14 protein-coding genes are annotated in these 12,359 nt (G+C 71.0%); 7 read left to right on the top strand and 7 right to left on the bottom strand.

The genetic code is table 11. The features are described from left to right. Window positions 1–353: 353 nt before the first annotated feature. Entirely contained in the window at window positions 354–584 is a 231-nt protein-coding gene (locus tag E4198_RS12915; protein WP_136183284.1) for a hypothetical protein, read from the top strand. 105 nt (window positions 585–689) lie between these two features. Here E4198_RS12915 and E4198_RS12910 read toward each other — a convergent pair whose 3' ends face one another. Further along, window positions 690–1,052, bottom strand: a complete 363-nt coding sequence (locus E4198_RS12910; protein ID WP_136183283.1) for a nuclear transport factor 2 family protein — start codon at window positions 1,050–1,052, stop codon at window positions 690–692. Window positions 1,053–1,168: 116 nt separating this feature from the next. Here E4198_RS12910 and E4198_RS12905 point away from each other — a divergent pair, with 116 nt between their 5' ends. Together E4198_RS12905 and E4198_RS12900 are read left to right on the top strand one after the other, a co-directional pair. Continuing rightward, a complete protein-coding gene (locus E4198_RS12905; RefSeq protein ID WP_136183282.1) occupies window positions 1,169–1,945 on the top strand; it encodes a helix-turn-helix transcriptional regulator in 777 nt (258 codons plus the stop codon). Window positions 1,946–2,053: 108 nt separating this feature from the next. Further along, complete coding sequence (locus E4198_RS12900; protein ID WP_136183281.1) at window positions 2,054–2,779, top strand: dienelactone hydrolase family protein; 726 nt, start codon at window positions 2,054–2,056, stop codon at window positions 2,777–2,779. 81 nt (window positions 2,780–2,860) lie between these two features. On the opposite strand, the gene dnaB is transcribed toward E4198_RS12900, so the two are convergent. Further along, window positions 2,861–4,372: a replicative DNA helicase gene (dnaB, locus tag E4198_RS12895; RefSeq protein WP_027765516.1), complete on the bottom strand. Its 1,512-nt coding sequence runs from the start codon at window positions 4,370–4,372 to the stop codon at window positions 2,861–2,863. A 472-nt stretch (window positions 4,373–4,844) separates the two neighbouring features. Here dnaB and E4198_RS12890 point away from each other — a divergent pair, with 472 nt between their 5' ends. Beyond that, a complete protein-coding gene (locus tag E4198_RS12890; RefSeq protein ID WP_136183280.1) occupies window positions 4,845–6,185 on the top strand; it encodes an MATE family efflux transporter in 1,341 nt (446 codons plus the stop codon). A 189-nt stretch (window positions 6,186–6,374) separates the two neighbouring features. On the opposite strand, the gene rplI is transcribed toward E4198_RS12890, so the two are convergent. The 4 genes from rplI to rpsF all read right to left on the bottom strand — a co-directional run bounded on the left by rplI (window position 6,375) and on the right by rpsF (window position 8,066). Further along, complete coding sequence (gene rplI, locus E4198_RS12885; RefSeq protein WP_136183279.1) at window positions 6,375–6,821, bottom strand: 50S ribosomal protein L9; 447 nt, start codon at window positions 6,819–6,821, stop codon at window positions 6,375–6,377. Between the two features lie 18 nt (window positions 6,822–6,839). Beyond that, the gene (gene rpsR / locus E4198_RS12880; RefSeq protein ID WP_027765513.1) at window positions 6,840–7,076 is read right to left on the bottom strand and encodes a 30S ribosomal protein S18; all 237 of its coding nucleotides are present in this window, start codon (window positions 7,074–7,076) and stop codon (window positions 6,840–6,842) included. Between the two features lie 68 nt (window positions 7,077–7,144). Next, window positions 7,145–7,705, bottom strand: coding sequence for a single-stranded DNA-binding protein (locus E4198_RS12875; protein ID WP_027765512.1), 561 nt, complete (start codon window positions 7,703–7,705; stop codon window positions 7,145–7,147). Window positions 7,706–7,775: 70 nt separating this feature from the next. Further along, window positions 7,776–8,066, bottom strand: a complete 291-nt coding sequence (rpsF, locus tag E4198_RS12870; protein WP_027765511.1) for a 30S ribosomal protein S6 — start codon at window positions 8,064–8,066, stop codon at window positions 7,776–7,778. A 368-nt stretch (window positions 8,067–8,434) separates the two neighbouring features. Here rpsF and E4198_RS12865 point away from each other — a divergent pair, with 368 nt between their 5' ends. From E4198_RS12865 to E4198_RS12855, 3 genes are all read left to right on the top strand, one after another. Next, window positions 8,435–8,782, top strand: coding sequence for a hypothetical protein (locus tag E4198_RS12865; protein ID WP_136183278.1), 348 nt, complete (start codon window positions 8,435–8,437; stop codon window positions 8,780–8,782). A 150-nt stretch (window positions 8,783–8,932) separates the two neighbouring features. Then, window positions 8,933–10,051: a peptidoglycan bridge formation glycyltransferase FemA/FemB family protein gene (locus E4198_RS12860; RefSeq protein ID WP_136183277.1), complete on the top strand. Its 1,119-nt coding sequence runs from the start codon at window positions 8,933–8,935 to the stop codon at window positions 10,049–10,051. A gap of 94 nt (window positions 10,052–10,145) precedes the next feature. Continuing rightward, on the top strand, window positions 10,146–11,177 hold the full coding sequence (locus E4198_RS12855) for an alanine racemase (protein ID WP_136183276.1): 1,032 nt from the start codon (window positions 10,146–10,148) through the stop codon (window positions 11,175–11,177). Between the two features lie 87 nt (window positions 11,178–11,264). Here the strand turns inward: E4198_RS12855 and E4198_RS12850 are convergent, their stop codons facing one another. Further along, the gene (locus tag E4198_RS12850) at window positions 11,265–12,347 is read right to left on the bottom strand and encodes an inositol-3-phosphate synthase (protein ID WP_136183275.1); all 1,083 of its coding nucleotides are present in this window, start codon (window positions 12,345–12,347) and stop codon (window positions 11,265–11,267) included. Window positions 12,348–12,359: the final 12 nt, after the last annotated feature.

Raw genomic sequence — 12,359 nt, 5'->3', positions numbered from 1 at the left:
TTACTCCATTCGAGAGTGCGTCGTGAGCGCGAGCCCCCTGACATGGGCGAAAGCCCGAAGGGAGTGACGGCGCATGGTGCACGAAGGCGTACTGCTCGAGTCGCAGACCCTGCGCGCGAGCGTCGCGGAACGCACGGACGGCCTCGACAGGGTCAGGGCCCAGTCCCTGCTGCCGGACGGTCTGCACAGGAACCGTCGTCCCCGACGCGGTCGAGGCCGCCCTCGTCCCCGCCGTCGTACCGCCCGAACTGCGCGGCGACCTCAACGGCCTGGTACACACCGTCACCGAGGGCGCAAAGCTCCTCGCGCCCCTCGCGAGAGCGGCCCTCTTCACCGCCTTCGGCGGGCATGCCGTGGCCCTGCTGGACGCCGCCACCTTCGTACTCGCCGCAGCCGCCTTCGCCCTCATCCGGCTGCCACGACGCCAGCCGCCCGCGGCCACGTCCCCGCCACCGGACGGCACCCGTCCCACCGGGACCGCCACAGGAGCCCGCTACCTGTGGGGACACCCGGCGCTGCGGCCCCTCGTCCTCACCCTCGCCGCGGCCGCGGCGCTGTCCCGCACCCGACACGGGCCCCGGTGACGGGACTCCCCCCTCGCGCCCTGTGCCGGCCGTCCCCCGGCCGGCACGGGGCAGATCCCCCGAGGACGGCGAATCTGCCCGCGGTACCCCTGCCGACGGGCGCGCTCAAGCTCCGGCGGGAACCTTGTCGAGGAAACCGCGAACGTCGAGGATGCGACCGTCGCCGTCCAGGACCAGGACGTCGAAGCCGATCACCGAGGGCTCGGCACCCTCGGGCCCCAGGCCCCAGCGGAAGCGCAACTGGCTGTGGTGGGCGTCCACGTCGCCGACGCGCGTGAACACACAGCCGGGGAACTGCTGCTGCACTCCCTCGATCAGTTCGGCGAGCGCCGCGTGGCCGGAGACCTCGGCCAGCGGATCGGTGTAGGCCGCCTCGGGCGCCCAGTGCTCGTCGATGAGCTTCGCCCGGTGCTCGCCCTCGGAGTTCCACGTGGACAGGTAGGCCTCGACGACGCCGTTCGCGTTCATGGTCGCTCCTCCGGATGGTTCGCTGCGTTGACGAGTCCACAGTGGACGCACCACGGCAGCCGCACCATGACCTGCGAGGTCATGACGAGCCTGCCGAAGCGCTCTACGCTGGCGCCATGGGCACCGCCACGGACACCCGCGAGCTCGGCCCCCTGCTGCGCGGCTGGCGGGAACGCCGCCGCCTCAGCCAACAGGAGCTGTCGAACCGCTCCTCGGTCTCGGCGCGGCACGTCAGCCGGGTGGAGACCGGCAAGGCACGCCCGACGCCGGAGATGATCCTGCACCTGGCGGACTCCCTCGACGTCCCCCTGCGCGACCGGAACCAACTCCTGCTGGCGGGCGGCTACGCGCCGCAGTACCGGGACCGCGGCCTGGACGACGCCTCGGTCGCCGTCGTCATGGACGGCCTGCGCAACCTGCTGGACGCGCACCTGCCCTACCCGGCGCTGCTCCTGGACGACTACTGGGACGTCGTCGACTCCAACGCCGCCGTCGACGCACTGCTGCAGGGGTGCGCACCGGAGCTGCTGGAACCCCCGGTCAACGTCATCAGGTTGTGCCTGCACCCGGGCGGACTGGCGAGGCGGATCGGCAACTTCGCCGAGTGGGCCTCGCATCTGCACCACCAGATCGTCCACCGCGCCGAGTGCACCCACGACCCGCGCCACCTCGCCCTGGCCGCGGAGGCCGGGTCACACCTCGCGGGCACCCCCCGGACCGCGCCGACCGGCAGCCCCGTCCTCGCCCTCGAACTCACCGCGGACGACGGCGGCCGGCTCCGCTTCTTCAGCACCTCGGCGCAGCTCACCACGCCCACCGACGCCACCCTGGAGGGCCTCCACATGGAGACCTTCCTGCCGGCCGACGAACCGACCCGGCAACGCTTCAGCTGACCGACCCGGCCCCGCCGCAGTGCCCACCCACGGACCCGGCAGCCACGCTGTTCTGCCGACGGTGAAGACCGGCCCGACCGGGCTCGACGGTCACTACCGTCCAGTTTCATGACGACGGTTACCACGCGGACGGTCGCGTACCCGGCCGACGGCTTGACGATGATCGGGCACCTCGCGCTCCCGGCCGGTGCCGGCCGCCGGCCCGCGGTCCTGGTCGGGCCCGAGGGAACGGGACTGAACGACTTCCAGCGCCGCCGCGCCGAAGCCCTGGCCGAAGTCGGTTATGTGGCGCTGGCCTTCGACATCCACGGCGGGCGCTGGTTCACCGACCCCGAGGAGATGCTGGCGCGCTGCATGCCGCTGCTCGCCGATCCCGACCGGATACGGGGGATCGGCCATGCGGCACTCGACGTGCTGCGTGCCGAACCGCGGACCGACCCCGGCCGGGTCGCCGCCATCGGCTACGGCACCGGGGGCGCGATCGTGCTGGAACTCGGGCGCGACGGCGTCGACCTGCGGGCGATCGGGACGGTCAACGCGCTGACCACAGGCCGGCCGGGCGAGGCGGCGCGCATCGGTTGCCCGGTGTGGGCCGGGGTCGGATCGGAGGACCCGATCATGCCCGCTGGCCAACGGGACGCCTTCACCGCCGAGATGCAAGCCGCGGGCGTCGACTGGCGCCTCATGGTCTACGGGGGCGCCCTGCACGCCTTCCACCACCCCCCGGTCGACCAGACCGTGCTCCCCGGCGTCGGCCACCACCCGCAGCACGCGCAGCGAGCCTGGCGCGACATCGTCGGCCTGCTCGCCGAGTGCCTGCCCGTAGCGGAGTGAGCCTGAGCGTCAGGGCTGCCATCGTCACGACACGACAGGGCAGAAACCGACACGGGATCGGCGGCGGACCTGCAGCAGGTCTCACATGCCGCCGGCCATGTCGACGAAGCGGGAGTAGTGTCCCTGGAAGGCCACGGTGATGGTCGCGGTCGGGCCGTTGCGGTGCTTGGCGACGATGAGATCGGCCTCGCCGGCGCGGGGGGACTCCTTCTCGTAGGCGTCCTCGCGGTGCAGCAGGATCACCATGTCGGCGTCCTGCTCGATGCTTCCCGACTCACGCAGGTCGGAGACCATCGGCTTCTTGTCCGTGCGCTGTTCGGGGCCACGGTTCAGCTGGGACAGCGCGATGACGGGCACCTCCAGTTCCTTGGCGAGGAGCTTGAGGTTCCGGGACATCTCCGAGACCTCCTGCTGGCGGCTCTCTGGGCGCCGGGAACCGCCGGTCTGCATCAGCTGGAGGTAGTCGATGACGATCAACTGGAGGTCGTTGCGCTGCTTCAGGCGGCGGCACTTGGCCCGGATCTCCATCATGGACAGGTTCGGCGAGTCGTCGATGTACAGCGGCGCGTCCGTCACCGACGGCATCTGGCGGGCCAGGCGGGTCCAGTCCTCGTCCGTCATCGACCCGGACCGCATGTGGTGCAGCGCCACCCGCGCCTCGGCGGACAGCAGGCGCATCGCGATCTCGTTCCGGCCCATCTCGAGCGAGAAGATCACGCTCGGCAGGTTGTTCTTGATGGAGCACGCCCGGGCGAAGTCCAGGGCCAGGGTGGACTTACCCATGGCGGGGCGGGCCGCGATGACGATCATCTGGCCGGGGTGGAGGCCGTTGGTGAGGGAGTCCAGGTCGGTGAAGCCGGTGGGGACGCCCGTCATCTGGCCGCTGCGGGAGCCGATGGCCTCGATCTCGTCGAGGGCGCCTTCCATGATGTCGGCCAGCGGCAGGTAGTCCTCGCTGGTGCGTTCCTCGGTGACGGCGTAGATCTCGGCCTGGGCGGAGTTGACGATCTCGTCGACGTCGCCGTCGGCCGCGTACCCCATCTGGGTGATGCGCGTGCCGGCCTCGACGAGGCGGCGCAGCACGGCCCGTTCGTGGACGATCTCGGCGTAGTACTCGGCGTTCGCAGCGGTGGGGACGGACTGCACGAGGGAGTGCAGGTAGCCGGGCCCGCCCACGCGGCCGATCTCGCCGCGCTTGGTGAGTTCGGCGGCGACGGTGATGGGGTCGGCGGGCTCGCCCTTGGCGTAGAGGTCGAGGATCGCCTGATAGACCGTCTCGTGCGCGGGGCGGTAGAAGTCGTGGCCCTTGAGGACCTCGACGACGTCCGCGATGGCGTCCTTGGAGAGCAGCATGCCGCCCAGGACGGACTGTTCGGCCTCCAGGTCCTGCGGGGGCACCCGCTCGAAGGGGGTGCCGGACCAGACGCCGCCGTCGGAGCCACGGTCGTGCTGTTCCGCTCCGGGGCCGCCGGAGCCCCCGGAGCCGTTGCGGCCCGCGCGACCGCGGCGCTGCTGGGAGACGGACGGCAGCCGGTCGCCGGGTGCGGAGTCCGCGGCCCAGGGATCCTCGACGTGTTCCGGCTGCTGGGTCACGCCGCACCTCCTCCCGTCCGCCCGTCGCCTCCGGTCCGGACCTCGCCGCAGTGCCCCCTCTTCCTACGGCACGGCTCTGACAATTTCGCAGCGCCGGCCCGTCGTGTCGGCGCCCTGAGGACGCGGTGAAGAAGAGGGGAACGGGAGGCAGGCGCCGGACTACGTTAGGCGGGTCACGGGGGCCTCCTCCACTCCGTTATCCACAGCCTCTGTGGACAGCGTGAAGGTTCCTGTGGAGAAGTCGGCCGAAGCTGTGCACGGAGCGGTGGACAGGGCTGTGGAGTAGTCGACCGCGCCCCTCCTGCACACCCCCTGACCTGCACGAACGGCATCCACTGCCTGTGCGCGGAAAAAACCTGGCGCCGGGTCGCGAGATCACGACGAACGGCGGAGCGAACGTCACCCTTCGCAGTCAGCGGTAAGAGATGAAAGCGCCTTGCAGCTATTACCTGTGGATGCTTGAATCGAACCCATGACCAGCCCCGCCCGCGGCTCCGCCGGCATGCGCCGCCACGACCGCGAGATTTTCGCGCTCGCCCTCCCCGCCTTCGGAGCACTCGTCGCGGAGCCGCTGTTCCTTCTGGCCGACAGCGCGATCGTGGGCCATCTCGGGACCCCGCAGCTCGCCGGGCTCGGCGTCGCCGCGACGCTGCTGCAGACCGCGGTACACGTCTTCGTGTTCCTGGCCTACGCCACGACCGCCGCGGTCGCCCGCCGGGTCGGCGCGGGCGACCTGTCGGCCGCGATCCGGCAGGGCATGGACGGCGTGTGGCTGTCCCTGCTGCTCAGCGCCCTGCTGGTGGCCGCGGTGCTGCCCGGCGCCCCGGCGCTGGTGGAGCTGTTCGGCGCCTCGCCGACGGCCGCGCCGTACGCCACCACCTACCTGCGCGTCAGCGCGCTCGGCATCCCCGCGATGCTGGTGGTCCTGGCCGCGACCGGTGTCCTGCGCGGCCTCCAGGACACCCGCACCCCGCTGTACGTGGCGATCGGCGGCTTCTCGGCGAACGCGCTGCTCAATCTGCTGCTGGTGTACGGGTTCGGCTGGGGCATCGCCGGTTCGGCGTGGGGCACGGTCCTGGCCCAGTGGGGCATGGCCGCCGTCTACCTGGCCGTGGTGGTGCGCGGGGCGCGACGGTACGGGGCGTCGCTGCGGCCGGACCTGGCCGGCATCCGGGCCTGTGCCCAGGCCGGGGCGCCACTGCTGATCCGCACGCTGTCGCTGCGCGCCATCCTGGTGCTGGCCACGGCCGTGGCTGCCCGCCTGGGGAACGCCGAGGTGGCGGCGCACCAGATCACGCTGACCATCTGGTCGCTGATGGCCTTCGCCCTGGACGCGATCGCCATCGCGGGGCAGGCGATCATCGGCCGGTACCTGGGCGCGGGGGACGAGGCGGGTGCCCGGGCCGCGTGCCGGCGGATGGTGCAGTGGGGCGTCGTGTCCGGCCTGGTGCTGGGCACGGCAGTAGTGCTGGCGCGTCCGCTGCTGATGCCGCTGTTCTCCTCCGACCCCGACGTGCACGCCCGGCTGGCCGCCGCGCTGCTGGTGGTGGCGGTGACCCAGCCGATCGCGGGCGTGGTGTTCGTCCTGGACGGCGTGCTGATGGGCGCGGGCGACGGCCCGTACCTTGCGGGGGCGATGCTGGCGACGCTCGCGGTGTACGCCCCGGTGGTCCTGCTGGTGCCGACGCTCGGCGGCGGCCTGACGGCGCTGTGGTGGACGATCGCCGGTCTGATGATGGGCTTGCGCCTGGCGACGTTGTGGGCGCGGGCGCGCTCCGGGCGCTGGGTCGTCACGGGGGCGGTGCGCGCGTAGCTCCCCGGGCGGGTGGGCGTGTGCGCGGCGGGCTCCCACCGGGCGGCGCCGGCCGCCGTGTACCGGTCGGCGCGCCGCGTGCCGGTGTGCCGTGGGGCCGGGCGGACCGTGCCGGGGGCATGCGCAAGGGCCGCACCCCGCGCGATGCGGGGTGCGGCCCTTGGTCGTCGGCCACCGCGAGTGCAGCGGTCAGGCCGGCTGGACCTCGATGTCGAAGGAGGCGAGGACCTCCGGGTGCAGGCGCACGGACACCCTGTGGGTGCCGAGCGTCTTCACCGGGGCGCCCAGCTCGACGCGCCGCTTGTCGACGTCCGGACCGCCCGCGGTCTTCACCGCGCTGGCGATGTCGGCCGGGGTGACGGAGCCAAAGAGGCGGCCGCCGTCGCCGGCGCGGACCTTCATGCGGACCTTCACGCCCTCGATCTGGGCCTTCACGTCGTTGGCCTGCTCGATCGTGGCGATCTCGCGGATCTTGCGGCCGCGGCGGATCTGCTCGACGTCCTTCTCGCCGCCCTTGGTCCAGCGGATGGCGAAGCCGCGCGGGACCAGGTAGTTGCGGGCGTAGCCGTCCCGCACCTCGACGACCTCGCCGGCGGTACCGAGGCCGGAGACCTCGTTGGTAAGGATGATCTTCATGTCGTGGTCACCCTTTCCTTAGCGAGCGGTCGAGGTGTAGGGGAGCAGCGCCATCTCACGGCTGTTCTTCACGGCCGTGGCGACGTCACGCTGGTGCTGGGTGCAGTTGCCGGTGACCCGGCGGGCACGGATCTTGCCACGGTCGGAAATGAACTTCCGCAGCAGGTTCGTGTCCTTGTAGTCGACGTACTTGATCTTTTCCTTGCAGAAGACGCAAACCTTCTTCTTCGGCTTGCGAGCAGGCGGCTTCGCCATGGTCTCTCTCCAGTGAGTTCAAGAAGTGTGCAGCGTGAGCTGCGCCTTCCTCGGGCCCCGCGGGGCCGTCAGAAGGGCGGCTCGTCCGAGTAGCCGCCGCCGCTGGGGCCGCCGCCCCAGCCACCGCCACCGCCCTGCTGGCCGCCGCCGGCCGGTGCGCCGGTCGCCCACGGGTCGCCCGCGGGTCCGCCGCCGCCCTGCTGGCCGCCGCCACCGGGGCCGCCCTGGCCGCCGCCCCAGCCACCGCCACCCTGGCCACCGCGCCCGGTGGTCTTGGTGATCTTCGCGGTGGCGTTGCGCAGACTGGCGCCGACCTCGTCGACGTCCAGGTCGATGACCGTGCGCTTGATGCCCTCGCGGTCCTCGTAGGACCGCTGCTTCAGCCGGCCCGTCACGACGACGCGGGTGCCCTTGGTGAGGGACTCGGCGACGTTCTCCGCCGCCTGCCGCCAGACCGAGCAGGTGAGGAACAGGCTGTCGCCGTCCTTCCACTCGTTGGTCTGCCGGTCGAAGGTGCGGGGAGTGGACGCGACGCGGAACTTCGCGACCGCCGCACCGGAGGGGGTGAAGCGCAGCTCGGGGTCGTCGACGAGATTGCCGACGACCGTGATGACGGTCTCGCCTGCCATGGGTGAACCTCTCGGCGGTGCTGCTGGCTGCTTGGTGCTACTCGTTCGGCCCCCGTGCGGGACCGGCGGGTCAGTGGGTCTCGGGACGCAGGACCTTGGTCCGGAGCACGGACTCGTTCAGGTTCATCTGACGGTCGAGCTCCTTGACGAGCGCGGGCTCGGCCTGCAGGTCGATGACCGAGTAGATACCCTCGGGCTTCTTGTTGATCTCGTAGGAGAGACGACGACGGCCCCAGGTGTCGACCTTCTCGACCTTGCCCTTGCCCTCGCGGACAACGGAAAGGAAGTTCTCGATCAGCGGGGAGACAGAACGCTCATCGAGATCGGGGTCGAGGATGACCATCACCTCGTAGTGACGCATGTGTGAACCCACCTCCTCTGGACTCGGCGGCCACGGTCGTTCCGTGGCAGGAGGTTCGTATGCGTTTCCGCACCGTGGTCCCGTGGGACGCGCCTTCGCGGGGCGTCTCCGGCGTGGGCCGGCGGACGTCGGGTGCAGACCGTACAGAGTACCCGCACTGCGGCGCCCGGTTGAAATCCGGCCACGTATCGCCGCAAGCTGTACACCACGGGTGTGACCGGCGTCATACTGCGCTGCCCCGGAGGGCGGCGCGGTGCGGGTCCGGCGGGGCCGCCGCGGGCGGGTCCTTCGGAGCGCGGCGCCGGCTCGCGTCCGGGATGGCCCGGATCTTCCGGGTGTCCGGTGTTTCCCGGCGACGGAGGTGCCCCATGGCACAGGCAGCACGGACGCAGCAGGCTTCGCACGGTCACGGCCTCCTCGGCCTCCTCAACACCGACGGCAGGACGCATCCCGTCGAGAACACCCTCGCCGCGGCGGCGCTGGTACTCGGCGCGGTGGCGCTGCTGACCGGCCTGCTCACCCAGTTCGAGGTGGCGGACCTGCACCTGGTCGCCTCGTGGGTGGGGATCGTGGGCGTGGTCGCGGCGGGCTGGGGACAGTACGTCTCGGCGACGCTGGGGGAGCGCTTCCTCCTGATCATCGGCCTGGGGGCTTCGGCGTTCGGTCTGCTGCTGGGCTTCGCGTACGGCGGCCCGTTCGGCGGCGTGCTGGGCTGACACCTGCCGCGCGGGGCGGAGCAGGCGTTCGGGGCATGAGCGTGGTGTGCGCCTGCTACGGCGCGGGGCGCCGCGCAGTAGGCTTCCGGCGAGCCTCCGCCGCAGTAGGGCCGGGGGTGTTTCCACGTTGTGCCTACAGGAGCGTCCCCCATGAGCCTGACCCTGAGGACCATCAGCCGAGAGCAGCACCTGGCGTACGTGCAGAGTCTGCCCTCGGCGAGTCACATGCAGGTGCCGGCCTGGGCCGAGGTGAAGAACGAGTGGCGCTCGGAGAGCCTGGGCTGGTTCGACCGCGACGGGCAGCTCGTCGGGGCCGGGCTGGTGCTGTACCGGCAGCTCCCGAAGGTGAAACGCTACCTCGCCTACCTGCCCGAGGGCCCGGTCATCAATTGGTACGCGACGAACCTGGAGGACTGGCTCAGGCCGATGCTGGCGCATCTGAAGCAGGCCGGCGCCTTCTCGGTGAAGATGGGTCCGCCCGTGGTGATCCGGCGCTGGGACGCCCCCGCGATCAAGAAGGGCATCCAGGACCCGGACGTGAAGCGGCTCCGCGACGTCGAGGCCACGCACATCGAACCGCGTGCCTTCGAGGTCGCGGACCGGCTGCGCCGGATGGGCTGGCAGCAGGGCGAGGACGGCGGCGCCGGCTTCGGCGACGTCCAGCCGCGGTATGTCTTCCAGGTGCCGCTGGAGGGGCGGACCCTGGAGGAGGTGCACAAGGGCTTCAACCAGCTCTGGCGGCGCAACATCAAGAAGGCGGACAAGGCCGGCGTCGAGGTGGTGCAGGGCGGATACGACGACCTGGCCGAGTGGCAGCGGCTGTACGAGGTCACCGCGGAGCGGGACCGGTTCCGGCCGCGCCCGCTGGCGTACTTCCAGCGCATGTGGAAGGTCCTGAACGGTGAGGACCCGAACCGGATGCGGCTGTACTTCGCCACGCACGAGGGGGAGGTCGTGGCGGCGGCGACGATGCTCGTCGTGGGCGGCCACGTCTGGTACTCGTACGGTGCGTCGGCGAACCACAAGCGGGAGGTGCGCCCGTCCAACGCGATGCAGTGGCGCATGCTGCAGGACGCGTACGCGCTCGGGGCGAGTGTGTACGACCTGCGCGGCATCGGCGACGTGCTCGACGAGTCGGACCACCTTTTCGGGCTGGTTCAGTTCAAGGTGGGCACGGGCGGGCAGGCTGCCGAGTACCTGGGCGAGTGGGACTTCCCGCTCAACAAGCTGCTGCACAAGGCGCTGGACATCTACATGTCCCGGCGCTGACGCCCCCGACGACCGACCCCGAGCCGTCGCTCCGGCCCCTGGCCCGACGCCGGCCACCTGATGACCTGACGAGAAGAAAGGCCCCGCACCAGCCATGGCGCTCACCCTCTACGTCGACACCGAACGCTGGCGGGCGCACCAGCAGTCGGTGCTCCAGCAGTTCCCCGGGATCGTCCCGGTCTGCAAGGGCAACGGCTACGGCTTCGGACACGAGCGGCTCGCCGAGGAGGCCACCCGCTTCGGCTCGGACGTCCTCGCGGTCGGCACCACCTACGAGGCCGCCCGTACGAAGGACTTCTTCAGCGGCGATCTACTCGTCCTCACCCCCTACCGGCGGAACGAGGAGCCGGTGCCGCTGCCCGACCGGGTGATCCGTTCGGTGTCCTCGGTGGAGGGGGTCGGGCTGATGCGCGGCGCGCGCGTCGTCATCGAGGTCATGAGCAGTATGAAGCGGCACGGCGTCACGCCGGAGGACCTGGGCAAGCTGCACGCCGCCATAGACGAGGTGCGGCTGGAGGGCTTCGCGATCCACCTGCCGCTGGACCGTACGGACGGGTCGGACGCGGTGGACGAGGTCATCGGCTGGATGGACCGGCTGCGGGCGGCGCGGCTGCCGCTGCACACCATGTTCGTCTCCCACCTGCACGCGGAGGAGTTCGCGCGCCTCCAGCAGCAGTTCCCGCAGACCCGGTTCCGGGCGCGGATCGGCACGCGGCTGTGGCTGGGCGACCACGCGGCGACGGAGTACCGGGGAGCGGTGCTGGACGTGACGCCGGTGGCGAAGGGCGACCGCTTCGGCTATCGGCAGCAGCGGGCCCCGGGCGACGGCTGGCTCGCGGTGGTGGCCGGCGGTACGTCGCACGGCGTCGGCCTGGAGTCCCCGAAGGCGCTCCAGGGCATGACGTCGAGGGCCAAGGGGGTCGCACGGGCCGGGCTGGCCACGGTCAACCGCAACCTGTCGCCGTTCCTGTGGGGCGGAAAGCAGCGGTGGTTCGCGGAGCCTCCGCACATGCAGGTGTCGATCCTGTTCGTGCCGGACGACGCGCCCGAGCCCAAGGTGGGCGAGGAGCTGGTGGCGCAGTTGCGGCACACGACGACGGCGGTGGACCGGACGGTGGACCGCTGACCCGGGACTCGTCGTCCGACATCCGGCGAACGACGCGAGGGGCCGGTGCCACAGGCACCGGCCCCTCGCGTCGTGGCTGTCAGCGCGTCAGCGCTCGACCTCGCCACTGATGAACTTCTCGACGTTCTCGCGGGCCTCGTCGTCGAAGTACTGCACCGGCGGGGACTTCATGAAGTAGGAGGACGCGGAGAGGATCGGGCCACCGATGCCCCGGTCCTTGGCGATCTTCGCGGCGCGCAGGGCGTCGATGATCACACCGGCGGAGTTCGGGGAGTCCCAGACCTCCAGCTTGTACTCCAGGTTGAGCGGCACGTCGCCGAAGGCGCGGCCCTCGAGCCGGACGTAGGCCCACTTGCGGTCGTCGAGCCAGGCGACGTAGTCGGACGGGCCGATGTGGACGTTGTTCTCGCCCAGCTCGCGGTCGCGGATCTGGGAGGTGACGGCCTGGGTCTTGGAGATCTTCTTGGACTCCAGGCGCTCACGCTCGAGCATGTTCTTGAAGTCCATGTTGCCGCCCACGTTGAGCTGCATGGTGCGGTCCAGGATGACGCCGCGGTCCTCGAAGAGCTTGGCCATCACACGGTGCGTGATGGTGGCGCCCACCTGGGACTTGATGTCGTCGCCGACGATCGGGACGCCCGCCTCGGTGAACTTGTCGGCCCACTCCTTGGTGCCGGCGATGAAGACCGGCAGCGCGTTGACGAAGGCGACCCCGGCGTCGAGGGCGACCTGGGCGTAGTACTCGACGGCGGACTGGGAGCCGACCGGCAGGTAGCAGACCAGCACGTCGGCGCGGGTGTCCTTGAGGGCCTTGACGACGTCGACCGGGGTCTCGTCGGACTCCTCGATGGTCTCCCGGTAGTAGCGGCCCAGGCCGTCGTGGGTCTCCGCCCGCTGGACGGCGACGCCGGTGGAGGGCACGTCGCAGATCTTGATGGTGTTGTTCTCGCTGGCGCCGATGGCGTCGGCGAGGTCGAGTCCGACCTTCTTGGCGTCGACGTCGAAGGCTGCCACGAACTCGATGTCGGAGACGTGGTAGTCCCCGAACTGGACGTGCATCAGGCCGGGGACCTTGCTGTCCCGGTCGGCGTCCTTGTAGTACTCGACGCCCTGCACCAGCGAGGCGGCGCAGTTGCCGACGCCGGCGATGGCTACGCGAACCGAACCCATTCCGGTTGCTCC

Origin of the sequence: Streptomyces sp. RKND-216 (genome assembly GCF_004795255.1) — a bacterium.
Classification (GTDB): domain Bacteria; phylum Actinomycetota; class Actinomycetes; order Streptomycetales; family Streptomycetaceae; genus Streptomyces; species Streptomyces hazeniae.
This window is presented reverse-complemented; position numbering and strand designations above follow the sequence as displayed.